The organism is Staphylococcus sp. IVB6214, from assembly GCF_025558585.1.
Lineage (GTDB): Bacteria > Bacillota > Bacilli > Staphylococcales > Staphylococcaceae > Staphylococcus.
In genome coordinates this window covers 1,430,544-1,455,981 of the sequence record NZ_CP094723.1, presented here as the reverse complement: position 1 = coordinate 1,455,981, position 25,438 = coordinate 1,430,544, and the positions used below count along the sequence as shown (strand labels likewise).

Annotated in this window: 29 protein-coding genes, 8 tRNA genes and 1 riboswitch; of the genes, 25 read left to right on the top strand and 12 right to left on the bottom strand. The window is 35.7% G+C overall.

Going from position 1 to position 25,438, the window contains the following annotated elements:
- Positions 1–9: 9 nt before the first annotated feature.
- The 5 genes from MUA51_RS07070 to MUA51_RS07050 form a co-directional block, all read right to left on the bottom strand.
- On the bottom strand, positions 10–975 hold the full coding sequence (locus tag MUA51_RS07070; RefSeq protein WP_262559113.1) for a foldase protein PrsA: 966 nt from the start codon (positions 973–975) through the stop codon (positions 10–12).
- 180 nt (positions 976–1,155) lie between these two features.
- Positions 1,156–1,722 (bottom strand): DUF3267 domain-containing protein, encoded by a 567-nt coding sequence (locus tag MUA51_RS07065; protein ID WP_262559112.1) that lies wholly within the window; start codon positions 1,720–1,722, stop codon positions 1,156–1,158.
- 51 nt (positions 1,723–1,773) lie between these two features.
- Positions 1,774–2,304 carry an HTH-type transcriptional regulator Hpr gene (locus tag MUA51_RS07060; protein ID WP_262559111.1) on the bottom strand — a complete coding sequence of 177 codons (531 nt, stop codon included), beginning with the start codon at positions 2,302–2,304 and terminating at the stop codon, positions 1,774–1,776.
- Between the two features lie 127 nt (positions 2,305–2,431).
- Complete coding sequence (locus tag MUA51_RS07055) at positions 2,432–2,785, bottom strand: YtxH domain-containing protein (protein ID WP_262559110.1); 354 nt, start codon at positions 2,783–2,785, stop codon at positions 2,432–2,434.
- Positions 2,786–2,972: 187 nt separating this feature from the next.
- Positions 2,973–3,395 carry an HIT family protein gene (locus MUA51_RS07050; RefSeq protein ID WP_262559109.1) on the bottom strand — a complete coding sequence of 141 codons (423 nt, stop codon included), beginning with the start codon at positions 3,393–3,395 and terminating at the stop codon, positions 2,973–2,975.
- Positions 3,396–3,530: 135 nt separating this feature from the next.
- Here MUA51_RS07050 and ecsA point away from each other — a divergent pair, with 135 nt between their 5' ends.
- Positions 3,531–4,265 (top strand): ABC transporter ATP-binding protein EcsA, encoded by a 735-nt coding sequence (gene ecsA, locus MUA51_RS07045; RefSeq protein ID WP_262559108.1) that lies wholly within the window; start codon positions 3,531–3,533, stop codon positions 4,263–4,265.
- Complete coding sequence (gene ecsB / locus MUA51_RS07040; RefSeq protein WP_481906611.1) at positions 4,265–5,476, top strand: ABC transporter permease EcsB; 1,212 nt, start codon at positions 4,265–4,267, stop codon at positions 5,474–5,476. The genes ecsA and ecsB overlap by 1 nt, the downstream gene beginning before the upstream one ends.
- Positions 5,477–5,528: 52 nt before the next feature.
- On the opposite strand, the gene MUA51_RS07035 is transcribed toward ecsB, so the two are convergent.
- Positions 5,529–6,053, bottom strand: a complete 525-nt coding sequence (locus MUA51_RS07035; RefSeq protein WP_262559105.1) for a signal transduction protein TRAP — start codon at positions 6,051–6,053, stop codon at positions 5,529–5,531.
- 380 nt (positions 6,054–6,433) lie between these two features.
- On the opposite strand from MUA51_RS07035, the gene hemE reads away from it, so the two are divergent.
- From hemE to MUA51_RS06955, 16 genes are all read left to right on the top strand, one after another.
- A complete protein-coding gene (hemE, locus tag MUA51_RS07030; protein WP_262559104.1) occupies positions 6,434–7,471 on the top strand; it encodes a uroporphyrinogen decarboxylase in 1,038 nt (345 codons plus the stop codon).
- Between the two features lie 37 nt (positions 7,472–7,508).
- Positions 7,509–8,447, top strand: coding sequence for a ferrochelatase (gene hemH / locus MUA51_RS07025; RefSeq protein ID WP_262559102.1), 939 nt, complete (start codon positions 7,509–7,511; stop codon positions 8,445–8,447).
- A 5-nt stretch (positions 8,448–8,452) separates the two neighbouring features.
- Positions 8,453–9,856 (top strand): protoporphyrinogen oxidase, encoded by a 1,404-nt coding sequence (hemY, locus tag MUA51_RS07020; protein WP_262560883.1) that lies wholly within the window; start codon positions 8,453–8,455, stop codon positions 9,854–9,856.
- A gap of 181 nt (positions 9,857–10,037) precedes the next feature.
- The gene (locus MUA51_RS07015; protein ID WP_262559101.1) at positions 10,038–10,610 is read left to right on the top strand and encodes an RBBP9/YdeN family alpha/beta hydrolase; all 573 of its coding nucleotides are present in this window, start codon (positions 10,038–10,040) and stop codon (positions 10,608–10,610) included.
- Positions 10,611–11,028: 418 nt separating this feature from the next.
- Positions 11,029–11,102 (top strand) — tRNA-Met (locus MUA51_RS07010).
- A gap of 11 nt (positions 11,103–11,113) precedes the next feature.
- Positions 11,114–11,190: transfer RNA gene (locus tag MUA51_RS07005), tRNA-Asp, on the top strand.
- A gap of 7 nt (positions 11,191–11,197) precedes the next feature.
- Positions 11,198–11,270, top strand: a tRNA-Phe gene (locus MUA51_RS07000).
- A gap of 14 nt (positions 11,271–11,284) precedes the next feature.
- Positions 11,285–11,357: transfer RNA gene (locus tag MUA51_RS06995), tRNA-His, on the top strand.
- Positions 11,358–11,371: 14 nt separating this feature from the next.
- Positions 11,372–11,445, top strand: a tRNA-Gly gene (locus MUA51_RS06990).
- Positions 11,446–11,455: 10 nt separating this feature from the next.
- Positions 11,456–11,530: transfer RNA gene (locus MUA51_RS06985), tRNA-Asn, on the top strand.
- A gap of 1 nt (position 11,531) precedes the next feature.
- A tRNA-Glu gene (locus MUA51_RS06980) sits at positions 11,532–11,603 on the top strand.
- 46 nt (positions 11,604–11,649) lie between these two features.
- Positions 11,650–11,738: transfer RNA gene (locus MUA51_RS06975), tRNA-Ser, on the top strand.
- Between the two features lie 106 nt (positions 11,739–11,844).
- Positions 11,845–12,189, top strand: coding sequence for a hypothetical protein (locus tag MUA51_RS06970; RefSeq protein WP_262559100.1), 345 nt, complete (start codon positions 11,845–11,847; stop codon positions 12,187–12,189).
- 51 nt (positions 12,190–12,240) lie between these two features.
- Positions 12,241–12,435 (top strand): hypothetical protein, encoded by a 195-nt coding sequence (locus MUA51_RS06965; protein WP_262559099.1) that lies wholly within the window; start codon positions 12,241–12,243, stop codon positions 12,433–12,435.
- A 406-nt stretch (positions 12,436–12,841) separates the two neighbouring features.
- Entirely contained in the window at positions 12,842–13,027 is a 186-nt protein-coding gene (locus MUA51_RS06960) for an XRE family transcriptional regulator (RefSeq protein WP_262559098.1), read from the top strand.
- Between the two features lie 800 nt (positions 13,028–13,827).
- Positions 13,828–14,025: a hypothetical protein gene (locus MUA51_RS06955; RefSeq protein WP_262559097.1), complete on the top strand. Its 198-nt coding sequence runs from the start codon at positions 13,828–13,830 to the stop codon at positions 14,023–14,025.
- A gap of 230 nt (positions 14,026–14,255) precedes the next feature.
- On the opposite strand, the gene MUA51_RS06950 is transcribed toward MUA51_RS06955, so the two are convergent.
- Complete coding sequence (locus MUA51_RS06950; RefSeq protein ID WP_262559096.1) at positions 14,256–14,834, bottom strand: Ltp family lipoprotein; 579 nt, start codon at positions 14,832–14,834, stop codon at positions 14,256–14,258.
- Between the two features lie 391 nt (positions 14,835–15,225).
- Here MUA51_RS06950 and menE point away from each other — a divergent pair, with 391 nt between their 5' ends.
- Together menE and menC are read left to right on the top strand one after the other, a co-directional pair.
- Positions 15,226–16,629, top strand: coding sequence for an o-succinylbenzoate--CoA ligase (gene menE / locus MUA51_RS06945; protein WP_262559095.1), 1,404 nt, complete (start codon positions 15,226–15,228; stop codon positions 16,627–16,629).
- A 2-nt stretch (positions 16,630–16,631) separates the two neighbouring features.
- A complete protein-coding gene (menC, locus tag MUA51_RS06940) occupies positions 16,632–17,624 on the top strand; it encodes an o-succinylbenzoate synthase (RefSeq protein WP_262559094.1) in 993 nt (330 codons plus the stop codon).
- Here menC and yidD read toward each other — a convergent pair.
- Positions 17,615–17,851, bottom strand: a complete 237-nt coding sequence (gene yidD / locus MUA51_RS06935; RefSeq protein ID WP_262559093.1) for a membrane protein insertion efficiency factor YidD — start codon at positions 17,849–17,851, stop codon at positions 17,615–17,617. The two genes, menC and yidD, sit on opposite strands and share 10 nt — an antisense overlap.
- Before the next feature lie 61 nt (positions 17,852–17,912).
- Here yidD and ytkD point away from each other — a divergent pair, with 61 nt between their 5' ends.
- On the top strand, positions 17,913–18,383 hold the full coding sequence (gene ytkD, locus MUA51_RS06930) for an RNA deprotection pyrophosphohydrolase (RefSeq protein WP_262559091.1): 471 nt from the start codon (positions 17,913–17,915) through the stop codon (positions 18,381–18,383).
- Positions 18,364–19,134, top strand: a complete 771-nt coding sequence (locus tag MUA51_RS06925) for an alpha/beta hydrolase family protein (RefSeq protein WP_262559090.1) — start codon at positions 18,364–18,366, stop codon at positions 19,132–19,134. The genes ytkD and MUA51_RS06925 overlap by 20 nt, the downstream gene beginning before the upstream one ends.
- A gap of 40 nt (positions 19,135–19,174) precedes the next feature.
- On the opposite strand, the gene pckA is transcribed toward MUA51_RS06925, so the two are convergent.
- On the bottom strand, positions 19,175–20,755 hold the full coding sequence (gene pckA / locus MUA51_RS06920) for a phosphoenolpyruvate carboxykinase (ATP) (protein WP_262559089.1): 1,581 nt from the start codon (positions 20,753–20,755) through the stop codon (positions 19,175–19,177).
- Positions 20,756–21,015: 260 nt separating this feature from the next.
- Positions 21,016–21,122: riboswitch (SAM riboswitch) on the top strand.
- Positions 21,123–21,233: 111 nt separating this feature from the next.
- Between pckA and metK the strand changes: the two genes are divergently transcribed.
- Complete coding sequence (metK, locus tag MUA51_RS06915) at positions 21,234–22,439, top strand: methionine adenosyltransferase (protein WP_262559088.1); 1,206 nt, start codon at positions 21,234–21,236, stop codon at positions 22,437–22,439.
- 50 nt (positions 22,440–22,489) lie between these two features.
- On the top strand, positions 22,490–23,401 hold the full coding sequence (locus MUA51_RS06910; RefSeq protein ID WP_262559087.1) for a nuclease-related domain-containing protein: 912 nt from the start codon (positions 22,490–22,492) through the stop codon (positions 23,399–23,401).
- Between the two features lie 45 nt (positions 23,402–23,446).
- Here MUA51_RS06910 and MUA51_RS06905 read toward each other — a convergent pair whose 3' ends face one another.
- Genes MUA51_RS06905 through MUA51_RS06895 form a run of 3 tightly spaced genes read right to left on the bottom strand, consistent with a single transcriptional unit; the run spans position 23,447 to position 24,483 of the window.
- The gene (locus MUA51_RS06905; RefSeq protein ID WP_262560882.1) at positions 23,447–23,788 is read right to left on the bottom strand and encodes a fluoride efflux transporter FluC; all 342 of its coding nucleotides are present in this window, start codon (positions 23,786–23,788) and stop codon (positions 23,447–23,449) included.
- Positions 23,789–23,793: 5 nt separating this feature from the next.
- On the bottom strand, positions 23,794–24,159 hold the full coding sequence (gene crcB, locus MUA51_RS06900) for a fluoride efflux transporter CrcB (protein ID WP_262559085.1): 366 nt from the start codon (positions 24,157–24,159) through the stop codon (positions 23,794–23,796).
- 21 nt (positions 24,160–24,180) lie between these two features.
- Positions 24,181–24,483, bottom strand: coding sequence for a hypothetical protein (locus MUA51_RS06895; protein WP_262559084.1), 303 nt, complete (start codon positions 24,481–24,483; stop codon positions 24,181–24,183).
- A 169-nt stretch (positions 24,484–24,652) separates the two neighbouring features.
- On the opposite strand from MUA51_RS06895, the gene MUA51_RS06890 reads away from it, so the two are divergent.
- Positions 24,653–25,363: a transaldolase gene (locus MUA51_RS06890; protein WP_262559083.1), complete on the top strand. Its 711-nt coding sequence runs from the start codon at positions 24,653–24,655 to the stop codon at positions 25,361–25,363.
- Positions 25,364–25,438: the final 75 nt, after the last annotated feature.

The following is a 25,438-nucleotide window of genomic DNA, read 5'->3' as shown; positions in this document are numbered from 1 at the left end:
TTTTTAACTTTATACACCTAATCCTTGTCCGTTTTGGTTACCTTGAGCTGCTTTTTGTAATGCTTCTGGATTTAAGATAGAATCTTCAATCGCATTTTTAATATCACGATCTTTATAATCGACATTATATTCATCTAACAATGATTTGTAGGCATCTGTTAGAATTTTTGGTTCTTCTTGAATTTTATTTTGGATTAACTTTGATTTCAGTTTTGATTTTTCTTTATTAAAATCAGATGGTTTATCTGCACGAATGATATGATATCCATAATCTGTTTTGACAACATCTGAGATTTCATTGTCTTTTAATTTGAATAATGCTTTTTCAAAGGGTTCGACCATTTGACCTTTAATGACATATCCGAGACTGCCATTGTTCTCACTACTTGAGTCCATTGATTCGTCTTTTGCTATTTTATCGAATGATTTAGGATCTTTATCAAGCTGTGATTTGATGTCATTGATTTTCTTTTTCGCTTCTTTATCAGATAATCCTTCTTTGTCATCGTCATTTTTCTTTACTTTTATCAAAATATGCGATGCTTTCTTTGTTTTTTGTTTAATTTCTTTATCTGACATATCTATTTTTTCATTAAGTAATTGCTTTTGATATTCAACAAGTTTACGTTGCTCTTTATATTCATCCATTGTGAGCTTTTGTTGCTTCAGCAAGCTTTCAACACGTTCTTTACCACCGTATTTTTCTATTTGTTGATCGAGGTCCTTTTCAAGTTGTTTTTCGTCTACTTTTTCAGCATACTTATCTTCTAATATTTTTCCTAGTAAGATTTTAAATGAACTACTTGCAATTTGGTTACTACCAATATCTTCTAAAACATCTTCTACTTTGACGTCACCTGCTTTTGATGAAATCAATGTTTCGTCTTTTGATGATGGGGCACCATTGCCACAAGCACCTAATAACAATGCACTTGCAGATAACGGAATAATCAGTTTTTGTAATCCTTTTTTCATCATGTTGTCTCCTTTACATAAAAGTAACACAAATAATATACCACATTCATAGTGCTTAACCAACGAAAGAGCGGGTATCTACGACTAATGTATGATAAGCATGTTGAAGAAGAATAAAAATATAGTAGAATATATCAGATATTCTGTATGAAATAAAAACATTGGCTAAGCGCTCAATGCTTAGCCAATAGACATATAATCAGATTTACCATTTTTTTCTAAAAGAAGAAATCCATTGACGTGTTCTTCTACATATTGTCCTCTTTTACAGAATAGTATCACTTTCAAATAGAGTATATCCATTACAGAAAATCCGGCATTGAGTGCTAATAAAAACATCAAATAATGACCATAATGTGGTAACTTTGTTGCAATGATGATACACAGAATCGAGATAACGACTAAAGGTGCAATCAAGCATACACAAAAATAAGATTTACGCACGGGTTTATCTAAAAATATATTGTAGAAAGGGAACCACTTTTTAGGCATTAATTTGTACATTTTAATATATCGAAAATAAGGTAATACCGTTAAGACATGTATCAGTTTGTGTAATGGATATAAGCATAGCATCGAAATAATAAATATTAAAAAATGCCTATCCGAAAATGGGACATTGGAATAATAATGAAACATTTCAAAACTCACAAGAAATGTGATAACGACAGTTACAGAACTAATAAATGCAATACGCGGAATACCAAACCGTGAATGAATGTCAATTGATCTTGAACAATTAAGCATGATGAAACTCCTTTGATTCAAAGTTTGATAATACGTATTATCTACCGCAAACTATTTCTCGTCAAGTAAATTTTCTCTTAGATGTTCGTGACATTGATTGATGCCATCTAAAAATGCTTTACCTTGCAATTGTGAAACAAGATAATGTTCATCACTGAAACTTGGAAAATGAAACATTTCATTATTATATTCTTGAGCCACACGATAAATGCTGTTATGTGACATATCATATTGGTCAAAAATATCTTCTACAAGTGAATGACCCGCTTCGGTTAAAACGATAAAGGTATTACGTTTATCATTTGTATCTTTTTCTAATTTTAATAATTCTTGTGACTCTAAGCGCTTTGCGAAATTGTAAGCAGTTGATACATGCATCACACCGTAACGTGAAATATCAGAAATAGTTACCTTTTTAAATGCATAAATAGTCATTAGAATCAAATGTTCATTCATTGTAATGCCGGATTTTTTAAGCCAAGCTTGCCAGTCATTTTCTGCATTTTTCCAGATGACTTTAGATAGCATAGCAGCTTTATGTGTGTATAAAATACTCTCAATTTGGTGCTGTTTATCGGTCATGCGACTATCTCCTTTCAACTGTATAAAAAGCATGGTACATTATGTACCATGCTTAATTATAGTATATCTGATTATTTGATATTACTCACTAAAAATATCAAATATTTTTAATTTATATATCATAATTTTACTTTTTTGTTGGAAAATTTGTAATTTCATTTCCACGATTTTGGATATTTTCTATATATCCTTGTAATCTTTTGATATTTGGCGTAATATCCGCCTTGAATTCACCTAAAGTTGTTTTGAGATCTCCGCCGATTGATTGTGCAAAGTCAGTACTATCTTCTTTAATTGTTAAAGCATGATCTTTAATTTGACTCATTTGTGATTTGATGATATCTAAATCATTTGAAATATCAGATGACGTTCCAATTTGTGCTTTGGCACCCAATGATTGATTTTGTCGTTCCATTAATACTAAGCTGACACCTGTTGCAATTCCGACAGCAAGTCCAAGTGTAACATTTGCTAATTTCATAAAAATCCTCCTATATTTTATATTTAGATAATGATTAGACATTTGTTTATTTCAAAACTTTTTTCGTCTAACAGAGTATGGTGAATGAATAATAGTACATACAATATCATGTCAAACACGCATTACCAAAAATTTGATACTAGTTTGTGAGATAGTCGTAATTAATATTTATATACTGATACAGTAATTAAATGTGTGATGCGATTTGTTTCGCAATCTCTTCTTTTTGCGCATCATCAATTTCATCTTCGTGTGTTTCCCATTTGTAATCAAATCCATCAATGTCATTTTCATATCGTGGAATGAGGTGGAAGTGGATATGGAAAACAGATTGTGCTGCATAGGATCCATTGTTTTGGATAATGTTCAAGCCATCTGGATTAAATGCTTCTTTAATCGCATTGGCGACAATGGGTAATGCTTCTCCAATGTGTTTCATTGTTTCAGCATCAGTTTCGAAAATATTAGGAGATGCTTTTTTAGGAATCAATAAAGTATGGCCTTTTGATACTTGCGAGATATCTAAGAACGCATAGACGTATTCATTCTCATAAACTTTATAACTCGGTATTTCTCCTGTGATGATTTTTGAAAAGATTGTTTCAGACATAATATTCGCTCCCTCCGATCATTTGTTAATATTATAGCATGTGCCGAAACACGTGTAACTAATTTAACGGTATCTCTTACATAGCATTATGATATAAGAATTTGGTACAATACATGCTATGGAGGTGTCATACGCATGACTGTAAAAGTTGAACATTTAACAGGTGGTTATGGAAAAAAGCCTGTTATTAAAGATATATCATTTGCACTAAAGCCTGGTGAGATTGTTGGGCTGATTGGTTTAAATGGTGCAGGTAAAAGTACGACGATTAAGCATATTTTAGGATTATTGACACCGAGCGAAGGGAAGATGTCTATATCAGGAATTGATATTAATGAAGATATCAATACATATCGAAAAAAACTATCTTATATTCCAGAATCGCCTGTCATTTATGAAACACTGACTTTAAAAGAACATATTTATATGACGGCAATGGCGTATGGCATTGATCAAGAGACGGCGATGACTCGTGCACAGCCATTATTAAAAACATTCCGCCTTGAAGAACAACTCGAGATTTTTCCGAGTCACTTTTCTAAGGGGATGAAACAGAAGGTTATGATTATTTGCGCCTTTATCGTTGACCCAGATCTATATATTATCGATGAACCTTTCTTAGGACTTGATCCGCTGGGTATTCAGTCGATGCTTGATTTGATGGAAGCAAAAAAACAAGAGGATCGTACCGTATTAATGAGTACGCACATATTAGCAACAGCAGAACGTTATTGTGATCGCTTTATTATATTAGATAAGGGTGAAATTGTCGGAATAGGTGACTTAGAAGCGTTACGTCAACATTTTAAAATGCCAAATGCGACATTGGATGATATTTATATTCGTTCGACGCAAGGGGTCGGTCAATGATGACAGCGAAACAACTTTTTAACCAAAGACATCGTGCAAAGCTCAAAGAGGCACAATATTATAATAAATTTATTTTTAATGGGCATTTTACTGTCTTTTTGGTCATTCTTATCGGTGCTTTCATTCTCGGATATGGGGAATGGTTGAAAGACATACCAACTGGCATTAACTATTTTTTACTTATTTCAATTATATTAGCGATGAGTTCTATTTTCCCGTTAAAAACATATTTAGTCGAAGCGGATAGTCTCTTTTTATTACCCTTTGAATCACAAATGAAAGCGTATATACAAAAAAGTATTTGGACGAGTTATTACAAACGATTGCCATTGCAAGTCGTATTGCTAGTGATCGCATATCCGTTAATACATGCGTTAGCACCGAATCAAACATCTCAGTTTGTTGTTGTATGTTTATTCACGCTACTATTACCGCTAGTGGGTTTATTTGTGAAGTGGTATTGGTTTCTATATGGACTAGAAGCCTGGTCAGTTAATCTGATATTGGGCATTTTAAATATGTCAGCCATTTATGTCATGTTCGCATCAGGCAGTTCACACAGTTTCGGTGCACCGATTGCGCTTATTATACTCGCTGTATTTTTACAGAAATTAACGAAGCAACACCACTTACCGTGGACTTTCTTAATAAAACAAGCACACCAACATCAGGCGAATTACTATAAATTTGTAAGTATGTTTACGGATGTGAAAGGTTTGCAAGAACGTGCCGTTCGAAGACGTTACTTGGACTTCTTGCTGTCAACACCAAAATCGTTTCACGAAGCTGCGATGTACCCATTTTTATTCAAGCGTAACTTTTTACGTGGAAAAGATGCCTTTAATCTGACATTAAGACTTGTAGTGATTACAATATTACTTATGTCGTGGTTAAATCACCCGTATGTTAGCGTCGTGATCGGTTGCTTGGCGATGTACATTTTAGTATTACAAATGTCACAGTTTTACACGCAAGAAGCTTATGGATTGTGGCCGCAAGTTTGGCCCCCATCTGAAGCGCTTGTCATACAGGGATATCAAAAATTTTTAACAGCTACAACAAGTGTCATGGCAGGCGTGTTGAGTGTCGTGTATTTAGTGTTTAATATTCAACATGGTTACCTTATCGTCTTGTTATTCATAGTAAGTTATGCGACAATACATCGCACGATCAAAAAATTAAAATACAAAGAATCTTTATTACGAGATTAATCATAAAACCCACCGAATCATTCGAATTTGAATGCGGTGGGTTTCATTTATATTACAGGTCAATTTCTTCTTCAGAGACATCCTGACTTGGATAGAAGTATTGTTCGATATAAGGTGTATGTACAGCAGATGCACCTGCTAAAGGTTTTGTTGCTTCTAATGATAAGTTATTGCGAAAAGCACTTGATTTTTTATAATCATCATAAGCATTTCTAGTAGTAAAACCAAGAAGTACTTTATAGACATTTTGATGTGTGGATTTCAACAAGCGATAGCTATGGTAGTCTGGATTTTCATCTAAAGCTGGCTGATAAGTTTCTAATTGTTTTTCTAGTTGATATTTATGATCTTCAGAAGTCGGAATCGTAATTAAAACTTGAAAATCAGATTCAGATAGATCACCAGTACGTGACATTACACGATATTCATTCGGCTGTTGAAAAATGGTATCTAAATCTGTCTCTTCCAATATGATTGCTTGACCTTCACCTGCAAAAATAAGCAAGTTACGGTCTTCATGTTTGTTTTGAATTTGTTGTAAAAAGCTTAATGTGCCATAAGTAATGAAAAAGTTCATTTAAATCCTCCTATATTCATCTTTTTATGTAAAAGCTACTTCCATCATATACCTTAAATCTTGAAAAGTGAATCTGAAATCTTGATGTGGACAACTATATAGATTGATTTGTAAGCGGATTAAGCCTTTAGTTTTATCATTTTTAATGGTATTTATTTTTAAAATATAGAGAATTCATACTTAGACGCTTTTCATTTCAACATGATATAATTGACGGTGTATGACATACATAGAGAAAAGCATCCATTTATTTTCATTTTAGGTCATGATAGTATTTTAACAATTCATTTTAAACTTTTGTGTTAAACACCATTTTCACAGAGTTCTTTAATGTAAGTGTGCTAATCTAGAAAAGAATGATTACAGTCAAGGAGGACGACATGAATAATACGTTTAACGATACAATGTTGCGAGCAATCAAAGGGGAACAGGCTACGCATACACCAGTTTGGTTTATGCGCCAAGCAGGTCGTTCTCAACCAGAATATCGAAAGTTAAAAGAAAAATATTCATTATTTGATATCACACATCAACCGGAAATTTGTGCTTATGTGACAAAGTTACCGGTAGATCAATATAATACAGATGCTGCTGTGCTATATAAAGATATTATGACACCACTTAAAGCAATTGGCGTCGATGTTGAGATTAAGTCGGGTATTGGACCTGTGATTTCTAACCCGATTCGTCAATATTCTGATGTCACAGCACTTGGACAAATTGATCCAAAACGTGATGTCCCTTATGTTTTAGATACGATTAAGATACTCACACAAGAACAGTTAAATGTGCCACTTATTGGTTTTACGGGTGCACCGTTTACTTTAGCCAGTTATATGATAGAAGGTGGGCCTTCAAAGAATTACAATAAAACAAAAGCGATGATGTACAGTGACGAAGCGACATGGTTCAAGTTAATGGATACACTGGCAGATATGTCGATTACATATGTAAAAGGACAAGTTGAAGCAGGTGCACAAATTATTCAAATTTTTGATTCTTGGGTTGGTGCACTGAATGAATCAGATTATAAATATTATATTCAACCGTGTATGAATAAGTTAGTCGCAGGCATTAAAGCATTAAATACACCTGTCATTTTATTTGGTGTAGGGGCAAGTCATTTAATTGATGCATGGCATGAATTGCCTATTGATGTTTTAGGTCTTGATTGGCGTACATCTATCAGTGAAGCAGGGCGACAAGGTGTAACCAAAACAGTACAAGGGAACTTAGATCCAAGTATCCTACTTGCACCTTGGGATGTAATCGAAGCGCGACTTAAACCTATCTTAGATCAAGGTATGGTACATACTGGGGGGCATATCTTTAATCTAGGACACGGTGTATTTCCGGAAGTATCACCAGACACATTGAGACGTGTCGCACAATTTGTACACGACTATACGGCAAAATAATAAGATTGAATACGTGTATGTAAAGGACGGATAGAAGATGACTAAAACAGTTGGTTTGTTAGTGATGGCTTACGGCACGCCATATAAAAAAAGTGATATTGAACCGTATTATACGGATATCAGACATGGACGAAAGCCGAGTCAGGAAGAATTAGATGATCTCACACAACGATATGAAGCGATTGGTGGTTTATCTCCATTGGCGGGTACAACCGAACGTCAAGCAGAGGCACTAGTCAATGTGCTTAATGAGAGTGGCTTATATAAAGATATTGAATTTAAATTGTATATCGGTTTGAAACACATTCATCCATTTATTGAAGATACAGTATCGCAGATGTATAAAGATGGTATTACAGAAGCAGTAACGGTTGTATTAGCGCCACATTATTCAAGATTTTCGATTGGTTCTTATAATAAACGTGCGAAGGAAAAAGCTGATGAATTCGGTATAACGTTACATCATGTTAATAGTTATTTTGAACAGCCGAAATTCATTGATTATTGGTCAATGCGCATTAATGAAGTACTTGAAAATATACCGGTTGAGGAACATGCGAAAACCATGCTTGTTGTATCTGCACACAGCTTGCCGGAAAAAATGATTTTAGAGAGTAACGACCCTTATCCGGAACAAATATCAAAAACAGCAAGACTAATTGCTGAACATATTCCGTTGAAACATATTTCGGTGGGTTGGCAATCAGCGGGGAATACCGGGACACCATGGCTTGCACCTGATGTTCAGGACTTAACACGTGAATTGCATCATATGTTAGGTTGTAAACATTTTATTTATACACCACTTGGCTTTGTTGCAGAACATCTTGAAGTTTTATACGACAATGATTATGAATGTAAAGTTGTTTGTGACGAAGTGGGCGCAACGTATCATCGTCCACCAATGCCTGATACACACCCTTTATTTATCGGTGCAATTATTGATGAAATTTCTAACATTTATAAGAAAGCGTGAGAATGATGACAAAGGTAGCAATAGTTGGTGCGGGAATCACGGGTTTAACGAGTGCGTATTTTATTAAAAAACATTATCCAGATACAGACGTTACCATTTATGAAGCAACAGATAGACCAGGTGGTAAGATTAAAACTGCATATCGAGATGGATATGTGATTGAGCTTGGCCCCGAATCGTATTTAGGCCGTAAGACGATTATGACTGATGTGGCAAAAGATATCGGTATTGCAGATGAAGATATCGTGACAAATGAAACAGGTCAATCGTATATTTTTGCGAATAATGAATTGTATCCTATTCCTGGCGGTGCCATTTTAGGCGTGCCAACCGATATTAAGCCATTTATGACGACGCAATTAATTTCCATGAAAGGGAAGTTACGTGCATTAAAAGATTTAACGATTAAGCCTGTGGATATGCCTGAAGGAGATATGTCAGTTGGTGCTTTTTTTCGTGAGCGTTTAGGTGATGAATTGTTAGAGAACTTAATTGAACCACTATTGAGTGGTATCTATGGTACGGATATTGATGAATTGAGTTTAATGAGTACATTCCCACACTTCAAATCGCTTGAAGAGACACATGGTAGCATCATAAAAGGGATGCAACAAGTGCGAAAAGCTCGTTTGGAAAAAGAAGATCAACGTCGAAGTGGTGCACAAGGTCAATTTAAACAATTTAGACGTGGACTTTATGACTTTATTGAGCATATGGAGACATGGTTGGTTGATCATGATGTTTCAATACAATATCGCACCCAAGTTAAAGATTTAACCTCAACTCAGAAGGGATATCATATTGAGATTGATGCTGATTCACGCCCATTTTATGATGGTGTGATTATCGCAACACCACATCAAGTCTTCCGTCAATGGTTTGAAAAGGATCCGATGTTTGATTATTTTAATGAATTAGAAGCATCATCCGTTGCAACTATTGTCTTTGCATTTGATGAAGAAGATATTGAAAATATTCATAACGGAACTGGATTTGTTATTGCAAGAACAAGTCAAACGGATATTACTGCTTGCACATGGACTTCGAAAAAATGGCCACATACAACGCCTGAAGGAAAAGTATTGATACGTGCATATGTGGGTAAACAAGGCGATAATATCGTGAATGAGAAAACAGATGAAGAACTCGTTCAAATTGCACGCCGTGATCTCGAACAAATGATGACGTTCAAAGGTGAACCAGAATTTACAATCGTAAACAAAATGCCGTATGCCAGTCCACAATATCATGTCGGACATATTGATAAAATTAAACAAATTCAACAACATCTTTTAGAAAACTATCAGCATTTACAAATAACTGGGGCACCGTTTGAAGCGGTCGGTTTACCAGATTGTATTAGTCAAGCATACAAAGCGGTTGAAAATTTATTACCGCGTATTCGATAATGTTAATCTAAGTGGCGTCCATGATCTAAAAAGGGTCATGAGATGCTACTTTTAATTTTAGACAACAAATAGGTTGAAAATTAAGAAAATTCGACAAATTATGTACAACTATTTGCAGAAACGCAATAATACTTTAACGTATGATATGATATAAATATAGATTGGACTAGGGGGCTTTACCATGACGAATGTTTATATTGTACACGGATACCAAGCAAATAGTGGAGATCATTGGTTTCCTTGGTTAAAAAGAACTTTAGAAATCGAAGGGCATCAAGTTACAGTACTCGATTTACCCAATACGAATCGCCCAAATGGTAGTGAATGGGTTTCGTATATGAAAGAACATATCACTGAAGTGAATAATGACACAATATTTATTGCACATAGCTTAGGTGTAGTAACAACATTAAAATTCATACAAGAGCTCGATGTCTCCAAAGTAGGTAGCTTAGCCATGATATCCGGTTTTAAAGGAGACTTACCACAGAATGATCTATTACCCGATCAAGAAGTACTCGATTCTTTCTTCAACTGGGAACTAGACTATGAATTATTACATAATAAAGTACTTCACATGTTTGGCGTAGCTGCTAAAGATGACTATGTTGTACCAATAGAAGCAACTGAAAAACTTTGTGAAGCATTAGATTGTAAGTTATATGAATTAGACACAGGCGGTCATTTTTGTAAGGAAGATGGATACGATGCATTCCTATTTCTGAAGAATAAAATCTTACAAAAATTTGACTAAATAGAAAAATTGATACTAATCACTTGAAATTTTAGGCGAACCTAAATATAATGTTTTTAGATAGTTATAAAACTATCGGTATGAAAATGATATTTTCCTAATTATGTTTCGATTCCAAAACGCCCAAGGTATGACTCATCCTCCGTCAGAACCTTGGGCGTTTTATATTAATGATATTTTTAGTACATTAAGCTACATTAATTCAATTAATGCCGAAAAGGTGAGTATTTATACAAAATACTAGTTGGAGAACTGTTGACCTTTTAATTATGTAACTATATAATGAGTAGGTCATTGATTTTATTGGACGCATTTATTTATCTGTTTAATAAAAAGATAAAAAAGTTACAAGAAATATATTGACACTTTGTTGTTAAAGTGATAATATAATTAAGTAATTGCTTTTAAATAACATTATCGCGGGATGGAGCAGTTCGGTAGCTCGTCGGGCTCATAACCCGAAGGTCGGTGGTTCAAATCCGCCTCCCGCAATATTTTTGAGTGGTCCCGTAGTGGAGCGGTTTAACACGCCTGCCTGTCACGCAGGAGATCGCGGGTTCGATTCCCGTCGGGACCGCCATTATTATGGTTCAGTAGCTCAGTCGGTAGAGCAAAGGACTGAAAATCCTTGTGTCGGCGGTTCGATTCCGTCCTGAACCATTTCTTATATTACGGCGGTTGTGGCGAAGTGGTTAACGCATCGGATTGTGGTTCCGACATTCGTGGGTTCGATTCCCATCAACCGCCCATATCGTTGTTATGCGGGTGTAGTTTAATGGCAAAACCTCAGCCTTCCAAGCTGATGTTGTGGGTTCGATTCCCATCACCCGCTCCATTTTAATTATTCCACAGTAGCTCAGTGGTAGAGCTATCGGCTGTTAACCGATCGGTCGTAGGTTCGAGTCCTACCTGTGGAGCCATGGCCCCTTGGTCAAGCGGTTAAGACACCGCCCTTTCACGGCGGTAACACGGGTTCGAGTCCCGTAGGGGTCATATAATCAGAAGCGAAATATCGCTTCTGATTTTTTGTCATTGTTTTGGAAGATTGTCCGAGTTGGCCGAAGGAGCACGCCTGGAAAGTGTGTAGGCGCCACAAGCGTCTCGGGGGTTCGAATCCCCCATCTTCCGTAAGGTTTGAAAGGTTTATGCTACACTACTCGATTTTACATGGTGTGTGGTATAAGCCTTTTTGTTTTGCTCATTATTATATCTTAAAAATAAGGATGTGATAATGATGAAAAAAGTAGTCAGAAACGTTGATTTATCAAAAGATGAGCTTGATTTGTTACAAGGCTTTTTTGATAAAGAAAAGAAGATAAATCAGATAAAAAAAGAAAAGTTTGATACCTTGAGTAAACAATTTATTGATAGGTGTGTAGCACGTGGTTTGAGCGATGAAACAATAAGGTACTACAATGAAGAGCTGAAGGTTTTTCGTTATTTTTTAGTTGATTGTGTACCTGAATTATTAGATAATTTTTTGAGCCTAAGCCCTGATGATATTGAGAAATTTAAGCGCTATTTGTTGCACGTTAGGGGTTCAAATCGGCTAACATCTATGCATAGTTTATTTGGTTGAAGTGGCTAACTTAAACTTGAAATTTGCGATTTTTAATAAAAGGGGCACCATATGAAAAAATATAAAATTAAAGTAGAATCAACAAGTAAATTATCTGAAAGAGAGTTAGTAACATTCAACAACAGTGATACGTATGACGTTGTAACTATGATACATTGTGATAATGGGCAGTGTATTGTTATTAAAAGTGATACCGGTGTAAATGTTATGTTTGAAGAGATAAAAGAAGAAGCAGAAGCATTTTAAGTAATGGATATTCACCTTAACTGGTGCGGTTATTTTTAATAAAAAAATAGGAAAACTTTAGAAAAAGCGTTGAAAAAAGGACGATTGTCCTTTAAAATTATAACTATATAGGAGGTGAAAACGTGAACAGGCTAGAAAGAAAACAAAAAAGAAACAAGTATCGCTGAATCTAAAAGCAGAACCTTCCGAAAATACTGCTTAGGGATTGCGACAATTGCTTCAATAATCAAAAGATAGTTGAGGATTTAATCTCTTTCAACCTAATTAAAATATGGGGTGATATAAATGACAAATATTACTAAAACGAAAATTAAGATTGTTTTAAATTACACTATTGGTGTGATAGCGTTATTGTGTGCATTTTATATGATTTTCAAATAATCTGATAGCCTGTTCATGTAAAAATATGATAATAGAAACAACAAAAAAATTGATACAATCTGATATTGATGCAACTACCATACAGAAAAATACAGGTGTCGATGCATCTTCAATAAGACGTATTCGTCGTGGTGAAAGAAAATTAGAGACCATCAGTTTTGAAAAAGGCGTTGCTTTGTACAACTATCAAAAGAAACTGGAAGATAAATAACCAACCCCCACTCATTCATTTGGGTGGGGTGTTTTGGATGTACACCTTTTGTGGTGGGATAGCAGCATTAAATGCAATCCCGACTGACTATTTTAATATACAAATATACTCATGTTTCTATTATTTTAAATACCTAAACAAAAAATCGAGTGAAGACATGATGATCCTAAGTATAATAGTATATTAAAGTTATTTAGGTAGAGAAAGATGTAAAAGTGTATAGTCGGCTTTATACGGTTGTTTACGGAAAAATTTTGTCCACACCAAAGGCTTGTATAAAGTGTGATTGTGTTAATAATAGACAAATACATAATCATAATAATTGTGTTTACCACTGTTAAAATCCCAAGAGTCTGTTGTTCTTCATAATTTAGTGAAAGAACACTTTAACTGATTGTATTATTTAAAGATTTTCATGGCACAAATACGCAATAACTATGTAGAAGATTTATAGTTTGATATGTTATTAATAGAAATAAAAGCTGAACTACCGAAAAAATTAGAGTATAATGAAGCTAGAGGTTTTAGTACTCTGTAATTTTAGGTATGAGTGAAACCTATGCCGACATTCGTCTTCAAGTTTAGTTGTTTTAGTACTCTGTCATTTTTGAGCTCAGACGGTATAATGGATATGTTATTTGTGTATAAAAGAAAAAATTACAGTTTTATGAAGCTAATTATTCAGCCTTGAATCTTTTAAGAAACTAAACATTCAAAAAAAATAATGTATCTATTCAAATATTTATCGTGATGATTTCAAAATATGTGATGGTTACAGTAAATATCTCACTAAGATCAATATGAAAAGGTATTTGATCAGAAAAGAAATTGAAAAGTTATTAGACTCCGATATATCACATTATAAAATTTCACAAGTAACAAATGTAATCAGTAAGACAATTTCGAAATTACGATCTGGAAAACGTAAGATTGGCAATATCACATTAGATACTGCTGAAAAACTATACAATTATCAAATGCAACTGGATGATAAATAAACAAATCTCACACCTTCATTTGTGTGCATTTGAAAATAAGGGAGCCCATTAATACAAACTAAAGTTTAATGGAAGATGGGGGGATTCGAACCCTCGAGATTCATATAACGCCACACATTTTACATGTGGGATATGCGATCAGTTCTCTATATAGTGGTAAATAATAATATTTAAATATTCAATATTGTACAAGCCCGCCTAATAGGATAGGTGGGCTTGTATGATTTGTGTTATTTCATATGGTCGATGGCGTATTGTGCTTCTTCCTGCGTATATAATTCGCCATAAGGTGATGTGAGTTGATCATAAATTTCATTTTTCGACATGTTCATATCATTGGCATATGATTCAGCTTTTTTCACTGCATTCTGTTTGTAATCGGCATGTAAGTTGTCAATGGCATACTGTGCGGCATCTGCTGGGAATTTATCTCCATCATTCGATGTCAATGTTTGATAAATCATTTCTTTTGACATATAAAGGTCGTCTGAATAGATTTTTGCTTGGTCGAGCGCTCTTTCTTTTTCGCTTTTTACTCCCTTATGACCTGTACTATCATCTGTTTTTAAAGGCGAGCTTTGTATAATCGGATCTTTTTGGAGTTCTTCATCGACATTATCCATAATAGCGCCAGCTAAAAAAGTGAATGCAACGCTGAGAATAATGATGATAACAAGGCAGCCACCACAACCACCGCAGCCCCATAGCCACCATTTCTTAGAATTTGAAGATGTTTCCTTACTTGGTTGTACTTGTTGCTCAATCTTTCTAGTAGGATTGAAATTTTGATTTGTTGTGTCGTTTGACATAATTTTTTCTCCTATCAATATTATATTAAATAAACGAAATATATTTAAGAATATTCCGAAATTTTAAAGTTTAAAAGAATCAAACATTAATTAAATATTGTCATATTGCGATTTAGACTAAAGCTGATATTTTCGTTAATATTATATAGATTTATGTAGAGCGAGGCAATATGATTTATTGAAATAATTTAAAATGATACTTAATATTTAAAAGAATGTAGATGATAGCTATCAAAATTCAGAAATACTAGGGTATCTACTTAAAATGTATTTAAGATTAATAATGTGTGTCTGTATCATATAATTTTTTATATCAAATGAAACTAAAATCATGCATTCGCTTTCAATTGTGTCTATAATAAAAAGGGAACATTATTTTGGAGGAAGAAACATGGAGTCTTGGCTGATACAACGTGTAAAGAAAACACCGAATGCAATTGCTGTGGAGACTGAGCATCAGCAGTTGTCCTTTCAACAATTGTTTGAGATTGCATTGCAATATGGAAGTGGTCTTACGATGTTGAACGACAAACGTTTAGGATTACTTGTTGATAATTCATTAGAGTCACTGGCGTTAATACATGGTGCATGGTTGTTTAATATTGAAATAGCACTCATTAACAATCGTTTGACAGATGAAGAAATTATAAAACAAATGAAATCAATTGATGTTAAAACAATTATAGTAAGTGATAAGTATCAATCACGTTGTAGGAAAACACAACTGTCACAACAATTTCAATGTCTGACTTCTTCAGATGTGTTGGATTATGAAGCAACATCAGATTCACCAGAATTCGATGAAACAGCAATTGCTTCGATTATGTTTACATCGGGAACAACAGGCACGCAAAAAGCAGTCCCTCAAACTTTTTTAAACCACAAAGCGAGTGCGAAAAGATGTTGGTCTGATTTAGGTTTTAACAAAGAGACACGTTGGTTGACGGTGTTGCCCATTTATCATATTTCAGGACTGAGTATAGTAATTCGTAGTGTATTATATGGTTTCACAGTCTATTTAATGGATAGATTTGATGAACAACAAGTAATGAATGCAATAAAATATAAAAATATTACGCATATGTCTTTAGTGCCATTAACGTTAAAACGATTGATGCATGCGGGACTAACAAGACCTTATGCACTTGAAAAAATATTACTCGGTGGTGCAAAGTTGGAACGCGACTTTGTGATGCAGGCGTTGTCATATGAACTCCCAATCTATAATTCATTCGGTATGACAGAGACGTGTTCACAGTTTTTAACAGCAAGTCCAGCGTTATTAGCTAAAAACCCAGAAGCTGTTGGTAAGTTTGATTCACAGCTTAAAATCAGTCAGTCGAATCAGAATGGACATGGGGAGTTATGTGTTCGTGGGGATAATGTAATGCGAGGGTATCTTTATCCTAAAGGTTTGACTGAAACGTTTGATGAAGATGGGTTCTTCATGACAGGAGATATTGCGAGTATTGATACAAATGGTTTTGTCATCATACATGATCGACGCAAAGATTTGATTATCAGTGGTGGTGAAAACATCTATCCGAATGAAATTGAGCGTATTGCTAAGAAACATACTGATGTGGTAGATGCGATGTGTGTCGGTGTCAAAGATGATTACTGGGGGCAACGTCCAATTCTTTATCTTGTAGGAACATCGCATGAAGCAGAGATGTTTGATTATTTATCAAGGCATCTCGCAAAATATAAATTACCTAAAGAAATCAAGTACGTACAATCTTTACCTTATACAAGTACAGGTAAATTAAAACGACAGTTATTGAATGGAGAATAACGATGAAATTATCGGAGTTACATTTTTATGAATATACACCTATTTTTAAACATAAAATACAAACGCCGAAAACAACAATGAATGTGCGTAAAACTTTATTTATCGGTGTGGTAGATGAGTCTGGGAAAGAATGGTTTGGGGAATGCAATGCGTTTGAGACAGATTGGTATCATTTTGAAACGATTGAAACCGTGAAGTCCACGTTGGAAAACTGGTTCGAAAATGTGAAAGGACAGGAGATACAGGATTTTTGTGAGGCACAAAGAATAGTCGAAAACTTAAACAATACACCGGCTGCACGAGCAACGGTGATGATGGCTTTGTATCAAATGTTTCATGATTTGCCATCGTTTGAAGTACCTATGACGGTAACTGTAAACGGTGATATGCAGAAACGTTTCTTACGTTTAGACCATGCAGAACGCATCAAAATTAAGTGGAACTGTGATATTGTTGAACAAGTAAAAATGCTAACGGCTATGTATCCTGATATTCCGATTACAACAGATGCGAATCAAACACTTGGAGAGAGAGAAATCCCTTTGTTAAATCAATTGGCAAATTATAACTTGGCATATGTAGAAGAACCGTTTCCGAAGTTGTTGAAAAAGGAAGAACTCGAAAATATGCCTCCGATTGCAATTGATGAGCATGCGACGGATGAACAAGCTATTGTACAAGCTGTGGAACATAATCATGTGCGTGTTGTTGTCATTAAGCCGTTTAGAGTAGGTGGTATAGACCGTGCTTTATCACTGATAGACACATTACATAATCAAGGCATTACAGTTGTTATCGGAGGTATGTATGAGTGTGGCTTGAGCCGATATTTCACAGCTCTAGCCAGTCGATATGGTGATTATGCTGGTGATGTCACACCATGCGGATATTATTTTACGGATGATATCGTGATGCAATCAGACCGAGTCATAAACGGACGGTTACAATTTAAACCACCTGTTATTGATGCGTCGAAATTACAGCATTATTCATGATGATGTTTCTCTTTTTTTAAAGGAACAGGATCAAAGCCCCCTTTATGAAATGGATGACATCTCAAGATTCGATTAATAGCTAACCAACTGCCTTTGATGGCACCGTGTACTTGGATCGCCTCGATAGCGTAATTTGAACATGTTGGATAGAAGCGACATGATGGTGGTGTCAATGGTGATATAAATCGCTGATAGAAGCGAATACATTTGACGAATATTTTTTTCATTCATAGACCTCCGTGTAGATGATTAGAAATATTGTAACATAGAATAAGGGGAGATTGGATTTTGGAGTTTATAGATGCAGCCCAACAACGGGTGACTTTAAGTTTTCGTGCACATCATGACATTGCTGACGGTGACCATGTGTTGGCACTACCTATATATCAAAAACGATTGCTCATGACAGATCATCGACAACGCGGAATTGAGTTTCCCGGTGGTAAATGTGAAGCGGGGGAAACGGCGGTAGATGCATTAAAACGAGAATTATATGAAGAGACTGGGGCAACAATAGAAACGTTATATTATATTGCGCAATATACAGTTCACAAGGAGACGATGCCATTTAAAAAAGATGTTTACGTAGTCATTGTGAATCATATTGAAGAAAAATCGGACTATTTAGAGACGAATGGGCCAGTAATAGTATCTAAAATTGAAGATATTCCTGAAGATAAGCGGAGTATTTTGCTATCTGATGAGGCGATTTTGGCTTGTGTAGAAAGGATGGTATCGCTTGGATTTTATCAGTTATAAACGTATGCCAGCAGATCTCGGAACGCATCAAGTGGATGAAGTACAGTATAATGCAGACGGTGTGACTGTACGTGGATTACTTGTAACACCGAAACAATCTGTTGAACGAATTGTAGTCTACCTACGTGGTGGGAAAGGACAAGTGGGGCGAGTTCGGTTAGGTCGAATGTTGCAGTTTGTAAATACAACTACACTTGTTTTTGGTCCTTATTATCGTGGTAACAATGGCAGTCAGGGGCGGGATGCGTTTGCAGGTGATGACTTACAAGATGTTATTGTGGGTGTCGAGATTCTCAAAAAAATGTACCCCAATGTCCCTATTCATTTGATTGGTTTTTCTCGTGGTGGTATCCAAGGATTATTGACATTCCAAGCTGTACAAGCAGCGAGTTATATCATATGGGGTGGTGTCTCTGATATGCATCTTATGTATGAAGAGCGTGTTGATTTGAGGGGGATGTTGCGACGTATGATAGGACATCCGAAAAAGCAACCAGAAGCATATGAACAACGAGATGCATTGCGTATAATTGATCATACCGCACCTCCAATCTTGATTGTACATGGTGGTTTAGATGCACAAGTAGGTATTCATCAAGCGTATCATCTAGCCAAACACTTGGAAGCCAAACATGCTCGCTATGAGACATTTTATCAGATGGAAGAAGGTCACCTACCACGTCCCGAAGCCTTATCAGAAGTACTCCAACGAATACAAAGCTGGATGGATGAAGTTGAAAGGAATATATAAAAGAGAGACACGCGATCGTGTCTCTCTTTTTGAGTTCTATTTATCCTTTGAAACCGCCATTTTGTTGTAATTGTTGAGTTTCTTCACCGAACTTTTTGAAGTTTTCACGGAAACGTTCGATTAAGTCTGTTGCTTGTTTGTCATAGGCTTCTTTATCATGCCAAGCATTTTTAGGTTGTAGAATTGTTGTTGGTACGCCTTCAATTTCAGTTGGAATACTTAAACCAAAGATTTCATCTTCTTCAAACGTACTGTTTTTCAGAGAACCGTTAATTGCGCTGTTTACCATTTTACGTGTGTATTTCAATTCGATACGGTTACCTTTTCCGTATACGCCACCAGTCCAACCTGTGTTCACTAAGTAGACATCTACTTCGTGTTTGTCAATTAAGTCACCAAGTAAGTCAGCGTACACTTTTGCATTCAATGGTAAGAATGGTGCACCGAAGCAAGTTGAGAATGATGGTTGCGGCTCAGTGATGCCACGTTCAGTACCAGCAAGCTTAGATGTGAAACCACTTAGGAAGTGATACATTGCTTGGTCTTTGCTTAACTTAGAAATGGGTGGTAATACACCGAAAGCATCTGCAGTTAAGAAAATAATCGTGTTTGGATGTGATGCTTTTGAAGGTACAACAATATTGTCGATATGTTCAATAGGGTATGCTGCACGTGTATTTTCTGTATATTTGTTATCATCGAAGTCGATATAACCATGTTCATCAACAACTAAGTTTTCTAATACTGTACCGTAACGAATCGCATCAAAAATTTGTGGTTCTTTTTCAGCTGACAAGTTGATTGCTTTTGCGTAACAACCCCCTTCAATGTTAAATACACCATTTTCATTCCAGCCGTGTTCGTCATCACCTATTAATTTGCGATCTGGATCCGCAGATAAAGTTGTTTTACCAGTACCTGATAAACCGAAGAATAACGCAACATCGCCTTTACGACCTACGTTAGCTGAACAGTGCATACTCATGATGTCACGTTTAGGAAGTAGATAGTTCATCACAGAGAAGATAGACTTTTTCATTTCTCCTGCATATTCTGTACCACCGATGAGTACAGTTTTATGTTTGAATGACACGATAACGAATGTTTCAGAACGTGTGCCGTCTTTTTCAGGATCTGCTTTAAATGTCGGTGCAGAAATGATTGTGAAGTCAGCTTTGATTTTTTCTGCTTCGCTCTTAGAATGTGGACGAATAAACATATTTTGTGCGAAAAGGTTATGCCATGCGAATTCATTCACAACTGTTAATTTTAGTTGGGAATCCTTGTCGCTTCCGGCATAGCCGTTGAATACGAACACTTCGTCTTTAGCATCTAAATACTCTAATACTTGATGGTATAGATTTAAAAACTTGTCCTCAGAAATAGGTTGGTTTACAGTACCCCAGTCGATGTCATCGATGACTTGTGGATTATTAACGATATATTTATCTTTTGGAGAACGCCCCGTATATTCTCCAGTTTTTGCGTTAATTGCTCCAAGCTCTGTTAATTCTGCCTCGCCACGACTCAAAATTTTGTTGTAGAGTTCAGTTTTTGTAAGCTGCAGATGAGAAGTAGGCTTGTCAATCAATGCATTCAGTGCACTTGTATCAAATGACATGATGAATCCCTCCAATAGTTTCTTCTTTAATGTAAGCCTTTACAATTACAGAGTATAACATATTTGGGTAATAATCCCTATAAAAATTCTAAAAAAATTACGGGTGATTTTCTTCGAGGGAAATGACGGATTTTGCATGGAAATATAGGAAATATAAGGGTTTGTTTGATGGCGTTTTCATGAAATGATCATCTAGTATTTGAATACATTTGTGAAATTGACACATGATCAAAATTTATGTAATATAAAAGCAACGGATTCTCTTATCCTGAGTGGTGGAGGGACATGGACCCAATGAAACCCAGCAACCTCTTTTAACGAAGAAAGGTGCCAAACCGTTTGCAGGCGATAGCCTGAACGATAAGAGCGAATGGACGTTGAGCCTTCACTCTATGTATGTGCCGTAGTGGTGAAAGGCTCTTTTTATTTGAGCTCAGATAAAGAGAGTGTTCGTAATCTATTTTTAAAGGAGCATATTATGACAAATAATAAACGATTATTTACTTCAGAGTCTGTTACTGAAGGTCATCCGGATAAGATTGCTGACCAAATTTCAGATGCAATACTTGATGAAATTCTGAAAGGAGATAGTCATGCACGTGTTGCTTGTGAAACAACAGTAACAACAGGTATGGCTCTCATCGCAGGGGAAATAACTACGTCGACATATGTGGATATCCCTAAAGTAGTACGTGAAACCGTTAAGCAGATTGGTTACACACGTGCTAAGTATGGTTATGATTATAAAACAATGTCTGTATTAACTGCGATTGACGAACAATCTCCTGATATTGCACAAGGTGTAGACCGTGCATTGGAATATCGAGATGCATCGAATGACGAAGTATTGAATATTGGTGCAGGTGACCAAGGACTTATGTTTGGTTATGCAACAAATGAGACAGCATCATTTATGCCACTACCAATTGATTTATCGCATAAATTAGCGAAACGTCTGACAGATGTTAGAAAAGATGGCACATTAGACTATTTACGTCCAGATGGAAAGGTTCAAGTGACTGTTGAATATGATGAGAACGATCAACCGAAGCGTATCGATACGATTGTTATATCATCACAACATCACGAAGAAGTTGCACTTGATCAAATTCAACGAGACATTAAAGAGTATGTCATCTATCCAGTAGTACCTGAGACGTTATTGGATGATGAAACGAAATTTTTCATCAATCCAACAGGTCGTTTTGTAATCGGTGGACCACAAGGTGATGCAGGTCTGACAGGTCGAAAAATTATCGTAGACACATATGGTGGATACGCACGACATGGCGGGGGTGCATTCTCAGGTAAAGATCCAACGAAAGTGGACCGTTCAGCAGCTTATGCGGCACGCTATGTAGCTAAAAATATCGTAGCTGCAGGATTTGCTGATAAATGTGAAGTTCAATTGGCATATGCGATTGGTGTCGCACAGCCAGTATCTATCGCTATTGATACGTTTGGAACGGGTACTGTTTCTGAGGAGTCATTGATTCAAGCAGTGCGTTCTCACTTTGACTTGAGACCAGCCGGTATCATCCAAATGTTAGACTTACAACGTCCAATCTATAAACAAACAGCAGCGTACGGACACTTCGGACGTACAGATGTTGAATTGCCATGGGAGAAAACAGACAAAGTAGACGTATTGAAAGAGGCAGTTCAAGCGTATACAGCTCAATAATGAATTTATAGCGTATTGTATAAATGTAAACAAAAGGAAGGATTTTAAAAATGACACAGTTTGGCCCAATGGAAATAGGCTTGTATGTTGCCGTAGGGATTGCAGTTATTTGTTTTATTATGTTTTTAGTTGCACTGAATCGCAAAAAGAAAGCACAACAAAGAATTGAAACACAATACAAAGAAAAAGAAGAAAAATTAACACAGTCACACCAAGAAGCACTTGAAAAGGTAAGAATTGAAAAGAAAAAAGTGGAAACAAAGCATAAAGAAGATTATGAAACGATGGTGGCTTCGAAAGACAGAGAAATTGATGCATTAAAAGTCTTTTCGAAAAACAATAGTGAATACGTGACGGATATGCGTTTGATTGGCATTCGTGAACGACTCGTTAGAGAGAAGCGTATCCGACCAGAAGATATGCATATTATGGCGAATATCTTTATGCCTACAAATGATTTAGACAATATTACACGTATTAGTCATTTAGTATTAACGCGCACAGGTTTATACATCATCGATTCACAACTGTTAAAAGGACATGTGTATCAAGGGATTAGTCGCAATCAATTTGCGGACAATCCAATGATGGAGCAAGTATTCAAAACGCTACACCTTGATGAAACAGCACCACAAACAATCGTGCTTGATGAGAGTGAAGATAACGCTCGTAAACTTTCTATTGTTGATTATTCTGAGCAAATCGAACATTTAGAAGCGGTAGCAGAGAAGCTGCAACGTCAGCTAAACAATAAATATACGCCAACGCCAATCTTATATTTCAATCCGAAACAAGATGGTGATGTGACATTATCAAGCTATGCACCGCAAAGTACGACGAAGGTACTTGTTGGACCTGAGCAACTTGATGAATTCTTCAACAAATATGTATTCCATGGTCGTATCCAATACGATGTAAACGAATTACAAGCTATTATGGAAGAGATTGAATCATATAACTAATAAAAACCTGTATGCTGCAATGACAGCATACAGGCTTTCTGTAGTTTAAACGATATGTGTTCCAATGTAACAACTGATAAAACAGCCGATATATTGTAATAAACTATAACCAATGAATGTTAGGCTTTGGCGCTTTTCCATTAATTGTACAAGTTCAAGTTGTACAGTCGAAAATGTCGTAAAACCACCGAGTATACCTGTGATAAAGAATGTATATGCTGGTGTGGATGACAACAATATGCCACCGAGCATACCGATGAAACAACTTCCAATAAGGTTGATGACTGCAGTTGCGATAGGGAACGATGACCGATGCACATACGCAATGATATCTGTTATGATTGCACGCAATATTGCTCCAATGCCACCGCCAAGTAGCACCATCATAATTGTCAAAGTGGTCTCACCCCGATTCGATATCCTAAAAAGCAACATAACATACCACCAACATAGCTGAATAAAGCATAAGATATTAACAAGTACCAAGCGTGTGTTTCAAATAATGCGTTCAATTCAAATTGAAAGGTAGAAAATGTTGTAAAAGCACCGACAAAACCTGTTGCAATCCCTTTTTTAATGAATGGATACTTATAGAATAATTGCGTCGTTAAGGCAGTTATGAACCCCATCAAAAAGGCACCTAAAAGATTGGCGATAAACGTCCCAATAGGCAATTGATGGAAATACGGTAGATAGGATAGTGTATATCGCAATAAGGCACCTAAACTTCCACCAACAAAAATAATGAAATATTTCAAAGACTTGTCGCTCCTCTTACGTTAAATAATGCCAAAAGTTCGGATTGCAGTGATAAGATGGAAGATTAAAACAAAAAGTAGTATCCAAGGTAAACTTTTGGCTGCTCGATGAATCCAGCTTTTCTTTTCGGGTAAATACTTTACTGATTTGTCGGCGAATTGTATCGCAATAATAAGTATAATTGCATTAATCACACTGCTCGCAATAATAATTTTTACGATCGAGTCAAATTGGTGGTTGAGTATCGGGTTTTGTGTATTGAAGTAAAAACTTATCATGATGAATATCACGGTTAAGTAAAAGTATTTTTTCGATTTGGACATGGAACTGCCTCCTTTATTATCGCTTGTAATAATAGCATATTTAACGACGAAGAATAAAGCACCATTTCTATATTTTCTATGGAAGTAAAGCTTAACAATAGCCTTTAATAATAGAAAAATGGTATAACTTTAATATAAATATAATGTAGAAACAATAGGAGGCACATTTATGACGAATTTAAATGTACAAGTATTTGCAGATGGTGCAGATATTGAACAAATGAAGCAAGCATATCAAAACAAGGAAGTTGATGGATTTACAACTAATCCAAGCTTAATGGCTAAAGCTGGCGTCAAAGACTATAAGGCCTTCGCTCAAGATGTAGTACAAGCAATTCCAGATGCTTCTATCTCATTCGAAGTGTTCGGTGATGATATGGAAACAATGGAAAAAGAAGCGCAAATCATTGAACAATTTGGGGAAAATATTTTTGTGAAGATTCCAATTGTGAATACAAAAGGCGAATCAATGTTACCACTGATTGAAAAGTTATCAGCCCAAGGTGTGAAACTAAACGTTACAGCTGTTTACACAATCGAACAGGTCAAAGCCATCACTGAAGCAGTCACAGAAGGCGTAGAGACTTATGTATCAGTCTTTGCTGGACGAATTGCAGATACAGGGGTAGATCCACTGCCATTGATGAAAGAATCTGTTCGTGTGACACATAGTAAAGCGGGTGTCAAACTATTATGGGCAAGTTGCCGTGAATTATATAATGTTATTCAAGCAGATGAAATTGGTGCAGATATTATTACATGTCCTGCTGATGTTGTGAAAAAAGTATCAAATATTGGTCGTGACATCGAATCATTATCTGTTGATACAGTAAAAGGATTTGCGAAAGATATTCAAACTTCAGGTTTAAGCATCCTATAAATGTGATGGGAGTGATAAAGTACCAACAAATATGAAATTGGTACTTGTCGCTCCTATTTTTTTGTGTGATGATTG